The sequence below is a fragment of the Nostoc sp. DedSLP03 genome (assembly GCF_034530815.1).
Classification (GTDB): domain Bacteria; phylum Cyanobacteriota; class Cyanobacteriia; order Cyanobacteriales; family Nostocaceae; genus Nostoc.
On sequence record NZ_JAVRCK010000063.1, the window covers coordinates 1 to 16,683 of the forward strand.

Consider the following 16,683-nt stretch of genomic DNA (forward strand, 5'->3'; position numbering starts at 1 on the left):
GCTCCCTGTCGAAAATATTATCTGCTTTGCTAACTAACCTGCAGAATGTGGGCTATAGGAGTACAACGCTCGTACATCAGGTGCAAAGTTTCCACTGAATGACCCATTGCGTAAGCCAGCGACCTCAATTCAATGTTAGACAAACCAACTTTCAGACCTGGGTGAGGTTTGTTCAGCTTGATTGGGTTTCATTGGGTTATCTCCTTTTGTGAATCATTGTGAGGTCTGATTGAGACTTGCAAGTGCAGCTGCGATTCGCCCAGATGCCTTTGGTCGTTTGTACATTCGTTCCATGTAGTCCACCAGTGTGGGGAAAGTGGCGAGTAGCTGAACTTCGTTTGCCCAATCCAGTGTGTAAGCAAGCACAAAATCAGCCACTGTGACGTGTTCACCCACTACAAACTGCCGCTCCAACAGATGGTTCTCTAAAACGACAGCCATACTGGTGAAGTCTTGCCGAGCGAGAGGTATTTCAGCAGGCAATCTCAACTCTTCTGGGTATATAAACGTGTGGCGAGCGATACGCCATAGCGGCTGTTCCAATTCGGTGGCAGTAAAGAGAAGCCAACGATAAAGCTGTGCTCGCAGAAGCAAGTCTGTAGGTACCAGGTTAGATTCTGGGTACTTCTCACCGAGATACAAAGCAATGGCTACGGATTCAGTGATGATATGTTCGCCATCGATAAGCACAGGGAGCTTGCCAGTGGGATTAATGGTGAGAAAATCAGGTGTATGGTGTTCACCTGCCCGCATGTTGATGGAAATTGCTTCAAATTCTACCCCAAGTTCCTGGAGAACCCAGCGAACTCGAATTGATCGCGTGGGAGCAAATTCATAGAGTTTCATGAATCAACCTCAGTGATGTGCAAATATCTTTTATCTTCTTGTATGAATGGGTGTGCTCATGTTTCGATGAGTTCGCTTTCTTTGTGTTCCACTCGATCAACATGCCAAAGCGCGATGACCAGAACGTTTGCGCGATCGCCATCTTCACCTTGCCGTTTTCTGCTAGAGCGTGAAAAAGCCGTTCTGCCTCAGCGATTTGGGGAACGCTAATTTGTACGTAGAAACCTTGCGGGGTTTCAAAGTATCCTGGTGGGCAGTCAGATCCCATCAGGAGGCGATCGTCTAGTTCAAGGCAAGCGTGCATGATTTTGTCCTGCCATTCCGGTGAGACATTTTCGGTAGAAGGTGCTTCTTTGTGTGTCATCATCATAGTCATCTTGCCACCCAGACATTGTTCATAGAACTTGAACGCTGCCTCACAGTTGCCGTTGAACATCAGGTAAGAATTGAGTTGCATTGATTTCTCCTTTTGTAATCGATTCTGCGTTTTGATGAGCGGATCGTTCGCACATGAACATCATTTGTGCGGTTGCTGATGACCAAAGAGGCAGGGGAGCAGGGAGCAGGGAGCAAGGGAGAAAGATACTGGAGTTCCCCTGCCACAAGGGTTGCAAGCCCCTAAATTTATTTATGCTCCAAGTAAAAACATTTATTTCGATAGCGCCGGCGGCAAGCGAGTCCGCGAGCGTCGACGCGAAGCGCGAGAAATAATACGTCCTTGTTCCAAGCCCCTAAATTTATTTATGGGGTTCTCCCCCCTGCCCCTTGTCCTCTTCGCTGACGTTATTCTTGCTGCTGCGTTTCAACCTGAGCGCGAATGCGGTCTTCCTGCTCCCTTAAGGCGGGTGTCAGGAATTCACCAAAATCCTCTGCCTCGAATACAGGACGAATCTCAATCTCGGAGTCTCCTAGCATAGGGTTAGGGCAGCGCTTTACCCAAGCAACTGCCTCTTCCATTGAGTTCACCTGCCACAGCCAGTACCCTGCCACTAGCTCCTGCACTGGAGTGAAAGGTCCCTGGGTGACGGTGCGATCGGTTCCTGAAAAGTGAACTCGCACCCCTTTTGAGCTAGGATGAAACCCCTCAGCGGCGAGCAAGATACCTGCCCTGGCTAATTCTTCGTTGTACTGCCCCATTTCAGTTAAAAGCTGTTCGCTCGGCATGACCCCAGTTTCGGAGTCTTGGGTTGCTTTGACAAAGACCATGACTTTCATTGTGAAATCTCCTTCCTGTTGAATGGTTTTGAGTTAGATTGCGAGGGGTTGGGTGTGCTGATTAGCGCAAAGCGCAACTCCGAAGGAACCGCTAATCAGCAGCGACACGCTTGAGTTCATCAATCTGGATCTTCTTCATTTGCAGCATGGCAGTGGTCACTTTTTGAGAGGTTGCCGCATCGGGGTGGTTGAGTAACTCAATCAGAATGCGAGGAATAATTTGCCAGGAGACACCGTATTTGTCTTTGAGCCAGCCGCATTGCTGTGCGGTTTCATCCCCACCGGCAGACAATTTTTGCCAGTAATCGTCCACGTCCGCCTGGGTATCGCAAAAGATTTGGAAGGAAATCGCCTCGTTAAATTTGAAGGTCGGACCACCGTTGAGTGCTGTGAACGGCTGACCATCAAGTTCAAAGCTGACAGTCATGACGGCTCCGGCTGGTTTTCCGTGAATTTCCTGTCCAGCATCTCCATATCGACTGACGTGGACAATTTTGGAATTGCGAAAAATCGACGTATAAAACTGAGCGGCGGCTTCGGCTTGATCGTCAAACCATAAACAGGGAGTGATTTTGGAATTGTTTTGCATGAGGGTTCTCCTTGAGTTCAAGCGGTTAAGGACGGTCAGGGCTGTGCTGGTAGTCCCGCAACTTCGATGACAGGACGGATTTCGACGGTGCCGACTTTTGCACCTGGGATGCGGGTGGCGATCGCAATGGCTTCATCCAAATCCTGAGCATTAACGAGGAAGAATCCACCCAATTGTTCGCGGGTTTCGGCAAATGGTCCATCGGTCACGAGTGATTTGCCATCACGGACTTGGACACTGGTTGCGGTTGCAACAGGATGGAGTGGAGCCGTCGCTAGAAATTGTCCTTGAGGGGAGCAAGTCCTGGGCGAGTTGGGCAGATTCCCCATAGCAATGCTCCCGCTCGGTGTCGCTCATGGCGTTTTCGTCCATATAAATCAGCAGCAAATATTTTATTCGGTTGCCTCCTTTGTAATTAAGTCGAACGGGAATTGTCCAAATCGACACCTGAGTGCAAAAATTTTGTCTAGTACAATTGAACTTTATCGAACAGAATTCAGGAGTCAGGAGTCAGGAGTCAGAATTCAGCATGAATTCTGACCGAAAAAGCGGATAGCGTAGCGGTAGCGACGCAGGAGCGTCTGAATAACCGGGTTTAAAACCCCTACCAAATCGTAGATTTGGTGGTCATCAATTCCTGCGCGGTCTGAATCCCCGACTGATAGCGACGCGCAAAGCAAGTCCGCGAGCGTGTTGATTCTGACTCCTGAATTCTGACTCCTGAATTCTGACTTCTGAATTCTTCTTCAAGTCTTTTTGTGAAAGGTATGGCTTCAATCCCAAAAACAGATGTGGCTCAAGCAATTGCTGCCCTTTATCGAACTGAATGGGGGCGCATTGTTGCTATTCTGATTCGGCTGGTCGGAGATTTTGATGTAGCTGAAGAAGCTGCACAGGCAGCATTATTAGGATAAAAGTTAGTTCTTTTGCTTGGGAGGAACTGACCTTTTAGCGATCGCTTTCTGTGCCCAACTTTCTCACGCCATCCATTCAGTCCATTACGGCGCATCTGTCACCAGTTGAGCAAATAAGTCTTGGCAAGCATCCTCAAACTCCAGCATCACGCCTCGACGCTCACCATTCTTGTCCAAAGTATTGCCCATCTTCTCTTTTGAGCGATGGCGCGATCGCCAGCCGCAAGCAGAGGCGAAATATGCTTTTAAAAACCTCAAAGTAAAAAACTTTAAAACTGAGGTTTTTACTTGGGTTGCCACAATGGAGTGATATCAAGGTTTTCAGTAGCAGATTACTTTAAGCGACGGACAAGACATGAGTGTATCTTCAGTTGCCAAGGATGTGATAGCATACCTTCAACAAATTTAAGTAGCATACCCAATCCATGAATCAAGTTCGACTCTCCAAACTTAGCATCGCCGTGATTGGTTTGGTAGTTGCAAGCGTATTTCATGCTACTCCCGTGCTGGGAGCGATTCTAACTAGACAAGAATTTTCAGGTGATTTTACCTTAGTCGATGCTACTAGCCCATTCCTTACGAACTCTTTGCCAAAAGAGAGCGAATATTCAGGATTCGTGGTTTACTCAGAGTCCGGGACTTTAAGCGATTGGGAGCTATCCGTCAACAATCTAGACCTGAATTTGAATCCAGGATCTACTAATGGCGGTAACTTAACCCCAGATGTTGATTTTGAGCTTGATTCTAGGTCGAATTGGAATTTAGTAGTTGATTTTGGCATTGCTTTTGATGCTCCAAGATATACCTTAGAAAGAACTTCAAGCTCTGAAATTACCTTAACGGGTGAAGTGGGACGGGCAGGAACATACGTCTATCAAGATTCTGCTGCCAATATTACCCTAAGTTCTTCATCTACATCAATACCTGAACCCACTTCCCTACTAGGTCTATTGTTTGGAGTTGGTGCAATTGCTGTCTCTAAAAAAGCTGGTGAGACAAAATCTGAAGCATGAATTAACGTGAGTTCGATGAACCTCTCCCCAACCCCTCTCCGAGGCGGAGAGGGGCAGAAATATTTTTAGTTGACAACGAAAAAATTAGGGTTTCAAAGCCTCTCTCCCTGTGGGGGAGAGGAATGGAAGTGGGGTTTTTAGAGCCGTCAAACTCACGTTGAATTACTCAACTCTTTACCAAAGCTTTCTCGATCTACACAGCGCATAGCCAATCGCACACCACAGACGTACACCCGCTATTCATTGTTAACCCAAAGAAGAGCCACTGCCCCAAATACCCATTCCAGTAAGGCTCCCCATCAGCAATCCCCCCATGCTTCAATCATCGGTTCATCTCATTTTTTTGGAGAATTTTTTCTTTGATATGATGGGGATTTTTTCACTTTTTTTCGTGCTGCATCACGTACTTGTTGATTCAGTAGATAGCTAAAGCCAGAAGCTTCGAGGCGAGAAACTAGTTCATCATGAGTATGTCCTAATGCTTTGGCTGTAGCATCAATATTCCAGTTATATTTGGCTAGTTGGCTGAGTAAATATACTCGACGGGTTTGGGCGGCTGATAAACGGTAAGTTTTGAGGTACTCTAATTCTCCGTTATCACGTACAATCGCCTCACCAATATGGTTTTCTTCTTTAGGTTGCAGGCTAGTGATAAACCGTTGCATTTGGAATGGTCCAGCAGTATACACTCTCTGGGAATGGAGTTGACGCTGTAATAATCCTCCAGCCATAAATCCTTGAAAAGAAGCCCAATCCGAGCGCATAAGAGCGATCGCTGTTTTTAAATCTGTTAAACTATTAATCTGAGCATCATCCACAGATACAGTCATTGGGCAGGTTGTATCGTACATGAAGCTATACTGATAAATCAGTTCACCGTAAAAGTCTTCTAAAAGGCTGGTATGCAAAGCGCGGTAATCTTCGGGAGTAGGAACTACAAAAGCAGAGGCTAAAGCTTCAGCGACAAATACTAATACACCAACTTGTCTTTCGTGAATTTCAAACACTCGCAAAGCGTCTTCCAAGCCTGCAATGTAACGTCCGCTAAAAGAATATTCGTAACGCGAACCCAGTCCGTGAGACAGCGCATATTTAGAATATTCACTCCAAGCAATATCTGGCCCTGAGAAAAACAGCGATAAAAAACCTTCCATTGCTAGGTGCAAAGGTAAAAATCTCAGTTGATTCTTTGATTCTCGCTTGACCATACGGTGCATTAACCGCACGCTTGCACAACAAGAGTTCAAACTTTTACCATCAGATTTGAGGATCTGTCCGCCAAAGCTAGCTACAGGACTACCGTCATCACTCCAAGACATGACTAAGCCATGAGGCACGTAAGAAAAATATTTCATACCTGGTTCAGTTATCTTACCTTCCAGGGAAACAACCGCAATATCTGCATTGTATGAACGACGCAGCAGGCGCAAATCACCGCGCACTTGTTGCCGCAGTAATGGCACAATACGCACTGCACCCCGGATTTGGGAAGGTGCAACTTCCAAGCCTTTCAAAGATATGTCTGTTAATAAGCTTTTTGTTTTTGCCATAACTAAATTAATTTGTAATTAACTGCTGTACTCGTTCTGCTAAATATGTTTCTAGTTCTGATAAGGGTGCAGAACCTTCGGCAAAACGAGCAAAGTTAAGCATAGTTGGTAAATCTTCTGCATCTCTTAGCCCTACGGTGGGAATGAATGGGCTAAGGGTGCGTAAGGAAAAGTCGTCAGAATTAAATACAGGGTTGCAATGAATAATAGAAGTTTGCCGACTGGGGTCTAATTTATTACGGTAGACGCGCAGGACTTCGGCTGCTCCATTGGGTGGATCGTTTTCGCAACCATCGGAGATAATTACTACTAAATCTGCTCTTGATGCCAAAGCTGCTAACAATGGTGTTGCTAAATCAGTCTGTGCGCGGGCAGTTACTTGTAATGAATCTTCTACGGGTACTGTCCAAAAAGCTTGGTATTCTCTAGCTGCGGCTTGCAGTAAGTAGTGAGTAGCCATAGCTACACCCAAGGGGCGACGACGCTTTTCACTAGAGCCAGAACTAGAGTAGCTGCAATCTAAGACGGCTGCAACTTTTCCTAATTTGAGAGGTGCTTTTTTTAATGCCAAACGTGCCGATCGCTCTAAGGCTTGGTGTAAAATGTCTCGTTGGTGTTGTCGTGTTTCCCAAGGTAAAGACAGGATATATAACGCCAGTTTAGTTAAGGGCAGACGACCAAAATCTACATTTATATCAATTTCTGTACGTTCCGCCGCACCTTGCAAACGCAACTTTTCGCCTAAAGTCATTTGCTGTTGAATACGAGATAAGAACACATCACGGGGAACTTTGTGTTTAACTGCAAATCCTTCGGCGATGGTGAAAGGTAAATTGTAAATGGCTTCGGCGCTGTAATGTGCTTGGCGAAACTGTTCAAATAACCCAGTTGAGTAAGAATTTTGCTTCCAATTACGGAACAGGAAAGTACCCAATTCGCCTTGCAGTTTGAGGTGTGCGTGAGTAGCGATCGCTCGTACTTTAGCACGATACTTAACAGCATCAAAACTCAGATCACGCCGCATACTTAAATAATCGCGGGCGATCGCTCTACTACGTCTATTATTAATACTGCGTTGTCGTAACTGTTGTAATACTCCCCAAGCTCGTTGTGGCGGTAAAGCATTCAGCGCATAAGCAATTAGTGCGCCTTCTTCTTGGCGATGTTCTGGGCGCGTGTCTTTTCCTGTCGCCAGTAATTTTAAAATGATTTCGGCTTGGTTGAAATGGTTAATACCTGCTGCTAAAGTCCGCGCATAAAGTAAGCGGTAATTACCCAGAATGTAGTCATGTAGAAAGTCAATTGATACTCGTTGTCCGTAAGCATCATCATAAAATTCTTTTTGTCCAGTGCAGGCAAGACAAGCATTAATGAACATTACTAAATCTTCTCGCGCTACTCGTTCAGTACTATTATTATTGTTATTAGTCATAATATTTACTCACTTAGAGGCGCACAGAGAGTCCGGGGAAAGAACGGTACGACTAAGTTAGACAACTTAAGAGGTTGGAACGGAAGTCATACCAAAGTCCCGCGAACAGTAAATTCTCTGCGTAATACCAATTTGAAAAAAGAATGCGACAGATAGATAGCCCTAAACCCTTATCCTGTCTGAATTCTTAATGCGTGAATTTTGTTAGCGCAGCGTAAAGCCTTCTCTACGAGAAGCCATGCGTGAATTTTGAATTGGTATAACTCTGCGCTTACCTTTGCGTTCCTTGCGTTTCAATATTGTTGGGTGCTGTTCGGGGAAAGGCGGCACGACTAACTAGGACAGTTCCATATACTGGGTTCGGAAATCATACCAGAGTCCCGCGAACAGCAAGACTAAATTACTTTAAGCATGACACAGTTGTAGGCTTTGGGATAATTGCTGGAATAATAATTCTGCCGATGAACTCAAAGCGGTAATAAAAACACCTGTTTCACTCTTGGGAGTTGATGTTATCCAAATACCTTGGAGAGTAACTTCCAACCATGAACTATCGCAAAGGCAAAACTCTATCAAATTTTCTTCAGCCAGTTTTTCTAAAACAGCTAATGATTCGATAGGTAATAGAAAAGCAGCCGTGCTGGGTTCTAGATAAATATGTGTGCCAGTGCTTAAAGCCAAACTCGCTCTTGTATTTACCCAATTTTCTAAAGGTACGTTGAGATAATCTAAACTAAAGCTGTTTTCGGTGTAGGTTAGTTTTAACATATAGGTGAAGGAATATCTAAATAAATACTGAGTTATGTGCTTTGGTTGATTGAATCTATAAAATCAGAATAGTCTGGGGAATTTCCCCTAAGCTAACTGTAAATGTGCAACCGGAAATGCTTGTGAAATAAAGTTTAGATAGTTAGGGGAAGTTGCTAAACTTGGGGGAATCCCCGAACTTTGTTCAGGCAATTACGAAAATGGCAAGAGCGAGTTATGGCCCAGAGGCAAAAAAGCGATCGCGGCATTTATTAGAGGTGCTATTAGCTTATGCTAATGATGCACTCTTGTGTGATGAAGCAGCTTTAGATGCCCTGCGTCCTGAGATTCAAACTCGCTGGCAAAGTGAAACTCGTTTAGTTGTCAGAACTAAAGTGAGATTTTTGCAAGCGTTAACAGGCTTAACATCAAGTCAATTAACATCTGAGCAAATCAAAGAAGCCTTAAAACGGTTTGCAGATTTCTTAGAAATTTTAGAAGATAATCGCCCATCTCGCGGCGGTTCAGAAACTTGGCACTTTACCTTGAATCTCTGGTACAAACGCCAAGACACAGCAGCCAACATTCAAAAATTTGATTTCGAGTGGGAAAGCCGCCGCCCAAAGAAGTCCAAGGAAGTAACAACAAAAAAAGGAGACAAGGAGACAACAGATAAAAATTCTTCCCCAACGTCCCCCACTCCCTACCCTAACTGGCAAGAACTATGCCGCGCTAATCTAAATAACCGTTTAACAACAAACTCCCTCACCAGCGGCGATGGTATCACTTTTGAACTGAATCAGGTTTACGTACCTTTGGGCTTAGTGCAGCGAAAACAGCGTCTACGTCATCGTGATGATGTAACTCCTCTTGAGGGTTCGCGCTTATATGAACCAGAGGATGTGGATGTTACGCAAACTTTTGACCATAATGAATTTTTGCAACAGGTGCTAGGACAAAGGCAAAGTCAAAGAATTGCAATTGTTGGTGAACCAGGCGCAGGTAAAACTACTTTATTGCAGAGAATTGCTATTTGGGTATTGGAAAATACCGCAGATTTACCCATTTGGATTTCCCTAGCAGATTTACAAGGTAAAACTCTAGAACAGTATCTAATTCAAGACTGGCTACCTTCAGCTATTCGTAAACTCAGGGTTCTACCAGAAATCGAAGACGCATTCTGCGAACAGTTCAACCAAGGAAAAGTTTGGTTACTCTTAGATGCAGTAGATGAAATGGCAATTGAATCTACTAGTGCTTTGGCAAAAATTGCTAATTGCCTGAAAGGTTGGGTAGGTGATGCGACAGTTATTCTGACATCTCGGCTAAATGTTTGGGATGCAGGAAAGAATGCTTTAGAAAATTTCGACACTTACTGCAATTTACATTTTACTTACGGTGAGGAGCAGACACAGGATCGGGTAGGACAATTTATTTGTCGATGGTTTGAGTACAACCCAGATTTAGGAGAAAAGCTACGACATGAATTAAACCAACTCCAAAGGCGACGTATCAAAGATACAGTAAAAAATCCCTTACGCTTGGCTTTGTTATGCCGTATCTGGGGCATAACTCAAGGAGAGTTACCTAATAGTAAAGCGATGCTTTATCAGCAGTTTGTGGAAGCAATTTACGAGTGGAAACAAGACCGTTTTCCTACGACTTCAACCCAGAAACAACAGTTAAATCAAGCTTTAGGAAAATTAGCACTTTTGGCTATTGCTCAAGAACAAACAAAGTTCCGTCTGAGACATCGTTTTGTGTGTCAAGTTTTAGGTACTCCCGATGACGGTTTGTTTCAATTAGCACTCCAGTTAGGTTGGCTGAATCAGGTGGGAATTTCGGAAACTCTAGGCGAAAAAGTTTATGCTTTTTACCATCCAACATTTCAGGAATATTTTGCGGCTCAATCTATTACAGATTGGCACTTTTTTATATCAACAGATACGGGCGATTATGAAAACAGTTATCGGATTTTTGCACCACAGTGGCGAGAGGTTATATTACTATGGCTGGGTAGAGATGATGTACTATCAATAGACAAAGAAGAGTTTATTCGAGCACTCACTCAATTTCAGGATGGATGTGGAGGATTTTATAATTATCAAGCCTATTTTTTGGCAGCACAAGGAATTGCTGAATTTACCAATTGTCAACAAGCTGAAGATATTATTCAGCAGTTAATTAAGTGGCGTTTCGGATACTTTCATCAGCAAAAACAGAAATGGTGCAGATATCCATCGCCAATTGTAGAAGGTGCGCGGGTAGCTTTACTCAAAACCGATCGCACTAAAGCGATCGCCTGCTTAGAACAATTTATTACTTCTTGTCAAAATGAATTTGATAGTTGGAATGCAGCCTATAGTTTAGGTAAGATTTTTGACCCTGGTAATAGGATTGCAATTGCCTCTCTAGAAAATCTGGTTAAAATAGTTCGTCATGAAACTATCCGTTGGCAAGCTGCTTATAGTCTAGGCAGAGTTGATACAGTAAATCAAACAGCAATTACTGCATTGGTGCAAATTATTGATACTACTAACAATGAATCTATTTGCCGCAAGGCTGCTTATAGTTTAGGCAAAATTGCTCCAGAAAATGCAATCGCTATTTCTACGTTAGAAAAAATTGCTACAGCCGCCACAGATTTATCTCAGCGTCGCCAAGCAGAAGAGAATTTAGCAACTTTACGCGGTGAAGAAATTATAAATAAACGGCAAGATAAACAAATACTAAAAAATAAGTTATCTTTATCCCTTTTACCTGAAAAAATCACAGCCTTAATCAATGGCATCTCCTCATGTGAGGATGAAGAGACTAAAAGACGTAGAGCTTATAAATTAGCCCAATTTGATACAGGAAATACTATTGCATTTACAACCTTACTGCGATTAGCTAAATCAACCCAAAATATATCTTTACGAAAACGTACAGTAGATAATTTAAAAGAAATTCTAATTGATGAACAATTAGCAAAAGCAATTACTTACCTTAAAGATTGTTTTGCTAATACAGTGCCCGAATACGAATTGGAATCCTATCGGGACTATTACAAATTGATGTGGTACTGTGCTGAAAATATGACGTATGAGGCGTTTTATCAGGCTTGGCATAGTCCAAATGATATGATAAAACCATAACTGAGTGCAATCACCTCAAAACTTAACAACTCACCCCATCCACTGCACCCAATCGGGAGCCACAGCCAGCAATTGACAAAATATCTGCGGTTGATTCTCTTCCATCTCCACCATCACTCCCCAGCGTTCATCATTCGTCAGCGTACTGAGTATTTCTTTAACCACTTCTACCCCGTCTTCTAGCTTCTGAGCAATTAACTGAGCATAATATTTAACTCGTTGACGCCACCTATTACTGAGACTTTCATCTGTGTCCATACCCCCCCGATTATTACTTCCATCTCCATTATTAGGGGGTGTGGACGAAAGATTAGACGAATGTCTAACCGCATCAACTCCATACTAGGTTTGCATTCTAGCTGCAAAAGCCACATTCTGTTCCTGCTCCTCCTGTCGTCTTCGTTCCTTCTCCTCACGCCGCCTTTGCCAATACTCCAGCACCTTTCGCACGAACGCCACATCATCAGCTTTTAAACAGTAGTACCTAACGCGTTTACCATCTTCTAGAACACCGATTCAGTAATCGCAGAAGAAAAGAAAAATCAACCCAGAATGAAGTAAATAATGGAAGAGAAAATAGAGAAAACGCTTACTAGGCAACACTTATAGCAATAAACAAGCTTGGAGGGAGATTTAATAAAGTCTCAAGGAGAGGCGTAACTAAAATTGTTGTAAATTCAGGTAATAAATGTGCATTACCAACAGCGAATTTACGTATGCGACCCCAGATATGGCAGCCGCCGATAGAGCTATCGGCATTAGAGCAAAGTATCGTCAAGCGAATTAAACGAGCAAAGCTGTTTACGTTCTTACGGCAATATCGCCATCAATTATTTGATGAGGAATTTCAAGAAGAACTGAGCAAGCTGTATGCAGATTCTGCCAAAGGGCAACCACCAGTACCACCAGCACAGTTGGCGTTAGCAACCATCTTGCAAGCATATACAGGGGCTTCAGATGCAGAAGCAATTGAAGCGTTGGTGGCAAAGTTCAGTTCACCAAAAATATTTGTACAACTTGTCCACTAAGAGAACGCTGCACTACTTCTAAGTCTGGACGCAGTGTTTCGATTCATCCTGATGAACCATTATTCCAAGAATTAAAACAACGCCAATTAACTCCTGCTGGCCGTGCCAAGCTCAGAGAACGTGTTGCTGTTGAGCATTCTTTATCTCACATTGGTCGATGGCAGGGGGAGCAAGCTCGTTATGTTGGTTCTCGCAAAAATCTCTTTGACCTTCGCCGTATCGCCGTTGTTCACAATCTTCATGTCCTTGCCAAAATTTTTACTCACACTACTGAGCAGTCTGTTACTTTATCGTAATTACTGAATCGGTGTTCTAGTGCCGCAATAGTTGATAGTCAGTCAATTGAAAATGGCACGATGGTGGGAAAATCAGTAGGTTTCGATGCAGGCAAGCGCGTTAAAGGAAGAAAACGGCATTTTCTGGTTGATACTTTGGGATTGGTTTTGATGGTCGTAGTTACTTCTGCATATGAGTCTGACTCTTCAGATGCCAAAAAATTGTTTGCACAAGCACATCAGAGAATTAGCGATCGCCTGACCAGGCTGGTTTGTATTTGGGTTGATGCTGGTTATCAAGGACAAGGATTGATGAAATGGGTAATAGACACCTATCGTTGGATTTTAGAGGTTGTACGCCGTCCCAGTGATGCCAAAGGCTTCGTCCTGCTGCCTAAACGTTGGGTTGTTGAACGTAGTAATGGAAGGGTTTAATGGAAGCAACGCGATTTTGTGAGGTTGGGTGAAAAAAGTGCGATCGCTAAAAATTCTATTTAAGTAGAGAGTAATTTTATTTACATTAAAAGTAATTGTTGGCAGGAGAATTTATCTTGATAAGATATCTTAAAAAGATTGTTGGTAAGTGATTTGACGATTGCAGAAAAGCTTTCAATGCACTTTTCTGCATGTTCCAGGTGGAAAAACTGCACCTAAAGCAGCAGAAAAGGTTGCTGTATTACATAAAGTTCTCAGATATTGTGTAAGTCATTGGTAACAGTAAAACTACTGAACGCCATTATTTCCTGGTTTTTAAGCTAAGTAATTACACAATTTCAGATTTGTACAAGTTAATTGCATACATATTTTAGAAGGATGTTGAAACGATGATTATTGTCATGAAATCCGGTTCTCCTCGACAAGAAATTGACTCATTGCTCACAGAACTTTCACGCTGGAATGTTGTCCCAGAAATCTCTGTAGGTCAACACAAAGTAGCTATTGGTTTAATTGGTGATACGGCAGAAATCGACGTGCGGCAAGTGCAAAATTTAAGCCCTTTTATTGAGCAAGTGCTGCGGATAAAGAAGCCATTCAAACGCACTAGTTTAGAGTTTCGTCATGGTGAACCCAGTGAAGTAAAGGTGTTTACACCCTCTGAAACCATTACTTTTGGTCAAAACCATCCTGTAGTTGTAATTGCAGGCCCCTGTTCTGTAGAAAGCGAAGAAATGATTGTAGAAACTGCACTGCAAGTCAAAGCAGCAGGTGCAAAGTTTCTCAGAGGAGGTGCTTACAAACCCAGAACTTCACCTTATGCTTTCCAGGGACATGGAGAAAGTGCCTTGGACTGGCTAGCAACAGCTAAATCGGTTTCTGGCTTGGGCATTATTACCGAGGTAATGGATGCGGCTGAATTGGAAATAATTTCATCAGTTGCAGATATTTTGCAAATTGGCGCACGCAATATGCAAAACTTTTCCCTGTTGAAAAAAGTCGGTGCAACTAATAAACCTGTGTTCCTCAAACGTGGTTTATCAGCCACTATTGAAGATTGGCTGATGTCAGCAGAGTATATTTTGGCAGCAGGAAATCCCAATGTGATTTTGTGCGAACGAGGCATTAGAACTTTTGATCGGGAATATACACGCAACACGTTAGATATATCTGCAATTCCGGTTTTGCGTAATTTAACTCACCTGCCAATTGCGATCGATCCTAGCCACGCTACTGGTAAATCGGAATTGGTGACATCAATGGCGCTGGCTGCGATCGCGGCTGGTTGTGATTCGCTCATGGTTGAGGTTCACCCTAACCCTCAAAAAGCCCTTTCAGATGGGCCTCAATCGCTCAATTTTCCTAACTTTGAGCAATTTATGAAAGAAATCACTCCTCTGGGCAAATTCTTTGGTCGCTGGCAAGAACCAAGATACACAAACAGTAAAGTCACTCAATCGCAGACATCTTTAATAAATTGGAAGATTGGGGTTCTTTAAGAATTGCGTCAGCCAACATTGGAAACTTTAGTCACAACAAACTCTAGAAAACATGAATACAGTTAGCTTAAGTACAAACACTGTCCAGAAAACAGCTTTTTCTTTTGTCCCTAGTTCTGATGATGCTGTAGTCGTAGGCGATCGCAATCTCACTGTTGAAGAAGTAATTAGTGTAGCGCGTTATGGCAAACAGGTACGTTTAACTGACGATCCAGAAAAACTGGGTAATATCCAAGCATCCTGCGATTATATTCGTAATGCCGTTGAATCTGGTGAACCTATTTATGGGGTGACAACTGGTTTTGGTGGGATGGCAAACGTGGTAATTTCTCCTGAATCTGCGACTTTACTACAAAATAATTTGATGTGGTATCACAAAGTTGGTGCAGGTAAAAAATTACCCCTAGTTGATGTTCGGGCTGCCATGCTGCTACGTGTGAATTCCCACATTAGTGGTGCATCGGGGATTCGTTTAGAAATCCTCAAGCGGATGTTGATATTTCTCAATGCTGGTGTTACACCTCATGTCTGCGAATTTGGTTCCATTGGTGCTAGTGGTGATTTAACACCCTTGGCATATATCACCGGAGCATTAATTGGTTTAAATTCCAGTTACACCGTTGACTTTAACGGTGAAGAAATGAATGCCTTAACAGCACTGAAAAAGCTAAATTTAGAGCCATTGCACCTACTTCCTAAAGAAGGGTTAGCAATGATGAATGGTACTTCAGTCATGACAGGTATCGCCGCTAATTGCGTCTACGACACCAAAAACCTTTTAGGTTTGTCAATGGCTGCCCACGCTTTAGCTATTCAAGGTTTAAATGGGACTAATCAATCATTTCACCCATTTATCCATAAACTCAAACCACATTCAGGACAAAAATGGGCTGCTAGCCAGATGCTCAACCTGTTAGAAGGTTCACAGTTAGTTAGAGACGAGTTAAATGGCGCTCACAACTATCGTGGCGAACATCCGATTCAAGATCGTTATTCACTGCGTTGTTTGCCTCAATATATGGGGCCAATTGTCGATGGTTTTGACCAAATTCAAAAACAAATTGAGGTAGAAATTAACTCTGTAACTGACAACCCACTTATCGATATAGAAAACCAAGCAAGTTATCATGGCGGTAATTTCTTAGGGCAGTACATTGGTGTAGGTATGGATCAATTGCGTTATTACATCGGCTTGTTAGCAAAACACTTGGATGTCCAAATAGCGTACTTGGTTGCACCAGAATTTAACAATGGTTTATCTCCATCTTTAGTTGGTAACACAGACCGAGTTGTAAACATGGGATTGAAGGGATTGCAAATTACTGGCAACTCGATTATGCCTCTGTTAACCTTCTATGGAAATTCTATAGCCGATCGTTTTCCTACCCACGCGGAACAATATAACCAAAATATCAACAGCCAAGGTTTTGCCTCCGCAAATTTAGCGCGTCAATCAGTAGAAATCTTTCAACAATATATAGCGATCGCTTTGATGTTTGGTGTGCAATCGGTTGATTTACGCACATACAAAAATTTGCAACATTATGATGCCCGTGCGACGCTCTCGCCTGCAACTAGAGATTTATATCTCGCAATCCGCAATGTAGTTGGACAGCCACCTTCTGCTGAACGGCCTTATATTTGGGACGATAATGAACAAGCCTTAGACGAACACATTGCCAAAATTGCAACTGATATTGCCAATGGCGGACTGATTGTGCAAGCAGTTAACAATCTTTTGTTGACTTTAGAGGATGTTTGAAAAGTTCTCTGAGTGGTAGATCAAGTGTTCTAGATTCTTTTAAAATCCTTGATATATTGGGGGACTTTAAATCCGATCCCCCCCTTTTCAGGGAGAGTTAAAGCGGATCAATTAAACACTTTTCAAATAATCTTTAATATTTTTACGAACCGCAGAGGCGCAGAGAACGCAGAGAGATGAAAGAGAAGAAAAATTGCTTAATCCTAATTTATTGTTTTCTGTAAACTTCTAGCCTCTTGCC

The 16,683-nt window shown here is 43.0% G+C and carries 17 protein-coding genes and 1 pseudogene; 8 read left to right on the forward strand and 10 right to left on the reverse strand.

Annotated features, from left to right (window positions below; translation table 11 throughout):
• Positions 1-213 precede the first annotated feature (213 nt).
• The 5 genes from RM368_RS25550 to RM368_RS25570 form a co-directional block, all read right to left on the reverse strand.
• The gene (locus RM368_RS25550; RefSeq protein WP_322696629.1) at positions 214-846 is read right to left on the reverse strand and encodes a glutathione S-transferase family protein; all 633 of its coding nucleotides are present in this window, start codon (positions 844-846) and stop codon (positions 214-216) included.
• Complete coding sequence (locus tag RM368_RS25555; RefSeq protein WP_322696630.1) at positions 833-1,303, reverse strand: VOC family protein; 471 nt, start codon at positions 1,301-1,303, stop codon at positions 833-835. Before RM368_RS25555 ends, RM368_RS25550 begins: the two co-directional genes overlap by 14 nt.
• 326 nt (positions 1,304-1,629) lie before the next feature.
• Complete coding sequence (locus RM368_RS25560) at positions 1,630-2,061, reverse strand: YciI family protein (RefSeq protein WP_322696631.1); 432 nt, start codon at positions 2,059-2,061, stop codon at positions 1,630-1,632.
• Between the two features lie 91 nt (positions 2,062-2,152).
• Complete coding sequence (locus RM368_RS25565) at positions 2,153-2,650, reverse strand: VOC family protein (protein WP_322696632.1); 498 nt, start codon at positions 2,648-2,650, stop codon at positions 2,153-2,155.
• 35 nt (positions 2,651-2,685) lie between these two features.
• Entirely contained in the window at positions 2,686-2,979 is a 294-nt protein-coding gene (locus tag RM368_RS25570) for a YciI family protein (RefSeq protein ID WP_322648155.1), read from the reverse strand.
• Between the two features lie 438 nt (positions 2,980-3,417).
• Here RM368_RS25570 and RM368_RS25575 point away from each other — a divergent pair, with 438 nt between their 5' ends.
• Positions 3,418-3,564: a hypothetical protein gene (locus RM368_RS25575; protein WP_322696633.1), complete on the forward strand. Its 147-nt coding sequence runs from the start codon at positions 3,418-3,420 to the stop codon at positions 3,562-3,564.
• Positions 3,565-3,648: 84 nt separating this feature from the next.
• Here the strand turns inward: RM368_RS25575 and RM368_RS25580 are convergent, their stop codons facing one another.
• Positions 3,649-3,864: a hypothetical protein gene (locus RM368_RS25580; protein ID WP_322696634.1), complete on the reverse strand. Its 216-nt coding sequence runs from the start codon at positions 3,862-3,864 to the stop codon at positions 3,649-3,651.
• Between the two features lie 125 nt (positions 3,865-3,989).
• Here RM368_RS25580 and RM368_RS25585 point away from each other — a divergent pair, with 125 nt between their 5' ends.
• Positions 3,990-4,577: a PEP-CTERM sorting domain-containing protein gene (locus RM368_RS25585; RefSeq protein WP_322696635.1), complete on the forward strand. Its 588-nt coding sequence runs from the start codon at positions 3,990-3,992 to the stop codon at positions 4,575-4,577.
• 335 nt (positions 4,578-4,912) lie between these two features.
• Here RM368_RS25585 and RM368_RS25590 read toward each other — a convergent pair whose 3' ends face one another.
• The 3 genes from RM368_RS25590 to RM368_RS25600 all read right to left on the reverse strand — a co-directional run bounded on the left by RM368_RS25590 (position 4,913) and on the right by RM368_RS25600 (position 8,327).
• A complete protein-coding gene (locus tag RM368_RS25590) occupies positions 4,913-6,127 on the reverse strand; it encodes an ARPP-2 domain-containing protein (protein WP_322696636.1) in 1,215 nt (404 codons plus the stop codon).
• A 7-nt stretch (positions 6,128-6,134) separates the two neighbouring features.
• Complete coding sequence (locus tag RM368_RS25595) at positions 6,135-7,559, reverse strand: hypothetical protein (protein WP_322696637.1); 1,425 nt, start codon at positions 7,557-7,559, stop codon at positions 6,135-6,137.
• A 405-nt stretch (positions 7,560-7,964) separates the two neighbouring features.
• A complete protein-coding gene (locus tag RM368_RS25600; RefSeq protein ID WP_322696638.1) occupies positions 7,965-8,327 on the reverse strand; it encodes an alr0857 family protein in 363 nt (120 codons plus the stop codon).
• Between the two features lie 200 nt (positions 8,328-8,527).
• Between RM368_RS25600 and RM368_RS25605 the strand changes: the two genes are divergently transcribed.
• Complete coding sequence (locus tag RM368_RS25605) at positions 8,528-11,443, forward strand: HEAT repeat domain-containing protein (protein WP_322696639.1); 2,916 nt, start codon at positions 8,528-8,530, stop codon at positions 11,441-11,443.
• A 30-nt stretch (positions 11,444-11,473) separates the two neighbouring features.
• On the opposite strand, the gene RM368_RS25610 is transcribed toward RM368_RS25605, so the two are convergent.
• The gene (locus RM368_RS25610) at positions 11,474-11,701 is read right to left on the reverse strand and encodes a hypothetical protein (protein WP_322696640.1); all 228 of its coding nucleotides are present in this window, start codon (positions 11,699-11,701) and stop codon (positions 11,474-11,476) included.
• 458 nt (positions 11,702-12,159) lie between these two features.
• On the opposite strand from RM368_RS25610, the gene RM368_RS38860 reads away from it, so the two are divergent.
• The 5 genes and pseudogenes from RM368_RS38860 to RM368_RS25630 all read left to right on the forward strand — a co-directional run bounded on the left by RM368_RS38860 (position 12,160) and on the right by RM368_RS25630 (position 16,442).
• Positions 12,160-12,471 carry a hypothetical protein gene (locus RM368_RS38860; RefSeq protein WP_416212259.1) on the forward strand — a complete coding sequence of 104 codons (312 nt, stop codon included), beginning with the start codon at positions 12,160-12,162 and terminating at the stop codon, positions 12,469-12,471.
• Positions 12,420-12,767 (forward strand): annotated as a pseudogene (locus RM368_RS38865) (transposase); the annotation flags it as partial. The gene RM368_RS38860 and the pseudogene RM368_RS38865, both read left to right, overlap by 52 nt.
• Positions 12,768-12,770: 3 nt before the next feature.
• Positions 12,771-13,181, forward strand: a complete 411-nt coding sequence (locus RM368_RS25620; protein ID WP_416212260.1) for a transposase — start codon at positions 12,771-12,773, stop codon at positions 13,179-13,181.
• 389 nt (positions 13,182-13,570) lie between these two features.
• Complete coding sequence (aroF, locus tag RM368_RS25625) at positions 13,571-14,680, forward strand: 3-deoxy-7-phosphoheptulonate synthase (protein WP_322696641.1); 1,110 nt, start codon at positions 13,571-13,573, stop codon at positions 14,678-14,680.
• 52 nt (positions 14,681-14,732) lie between these two features.
• A complete protein-coding gene (locus RM368_RS25630) occupies positions 14,733-16,442 on the forward strand; it encodes an aromatic amino acid ammonia-lyase (RefSeq protein ID WP_322696642.1) in 1,710 nt (569 codons plus the stop codon).
• Positions 16,443-16,683 lie beyond the last annotated feature (241 nt).

Excerpts from the sequence above, each read along its gene's own strand:
- RM368_RS25585 (WP_322696635.1), top strand. The coding sequence starts at position 3,990 with ATGAATCAAGTTCGACTCTCCAAACTTAGCATCGCCGTGATTGGTTTG.
- RM368_RS25590 (WP_322696636.1), bottom strand. The coding sequence starts at position 6,127 with ATGGCAAAAACAAAAAGCTTATTAACAGACATATCTTTGAAAGGCTTG.
- aroF (WP_322696641.1), top strand. The coding sequence starts at position 13,571 with ATGATTATTGTCATGAAATCCGGTTCTCCTCGACAAGAAATTGACTCA.
- RM368_RS25610 (WP_322696640.1), bottom strand. The coding sequence starts at position 11,701 with ATGGACACAGATGAAAGTCTCAGTAATAGGTGGCGTCAACGAGTTAAA.
- RM368_RS25600 (WP_322696638.1), bottom strand. The coding sequence starts at position 8,327 with ATGTTAAAACTAACCTACACCGAAAACAGCTTTAGTTTAGATTATCTC.
- RM368_RS25555 (WP_322696630.1), bottom strand. The coding sequence starts at position 1,303 with ATGCAACTCAATTCTTACCTGATGTTCAACGGCAACTGTGAGGCAGCG.
- RM368_RS25595 (WP_322696637.1), bottom strand. The coding sequence starts at position 7,559 with ATGACTAATAACAATAATAATAGTACTGAACGAGTAGCGCGAGAAGAT.
- RM368_RS38860 (WP_416212259.1), top strand. The coding sequence starts at position 12,160 with ATGCGACCCCAGATATGGCAGCCGCCGATAGAGCTATCGGCATTAGAG.
- RM368_RS25550 (WP_322696629.1), bottom strand. The coding sequence starts at position 846 with ATGAAACTCTATGAATTTGCTCCCACGCGATCAATTCGAGTTCGCTGG.
- RM368_RS25630 (WP_322696642.1), top strand. The coding sequence starts at position 14,733 with ATGAATACAGTTAGCTTAAGTACAAACACTGTCCAGAAAACAGCTTTT.
- RM368_RS25575 (WP_322696633.1), top strand. The coding sequence starts at position 3,418 with ATGGCTTCAATCCCAAAAACAGATGTGGCTCAAGCAATTGCTGCCCTT.
- RM368_RS25605 (WP_322696639.1), top strand. The coding sequence starts at position 8,528 with ATGGCAAGAGCGAGTTATGGCCCAGAGGCAAAAAAGCGATCGCGGCAT.
- RM368_RS25570 (WP_322648155.1), bottom strand. The coding sequence starts at position 2,979 with ATGGGGAATCTGCCCAACTCGCCCAGGACTTGCTCCCCTCAAGGACAA.
- RM368_RS25560 (WP_322696631.1), bottom strand. The coding sequence starts at position 2,061 with ATGAAAGTCATGGTCTTTGTCAAAGCAACCCAAGACTCCGAAACTGGG.
- RM368_RS25565 (WP_322696632.1), bottom strand. The coding sequence starts at position 2,650 with ATGCAAAACAATTCCAAAATCACTCCCTGTTTATGGTTTGACGATCAA.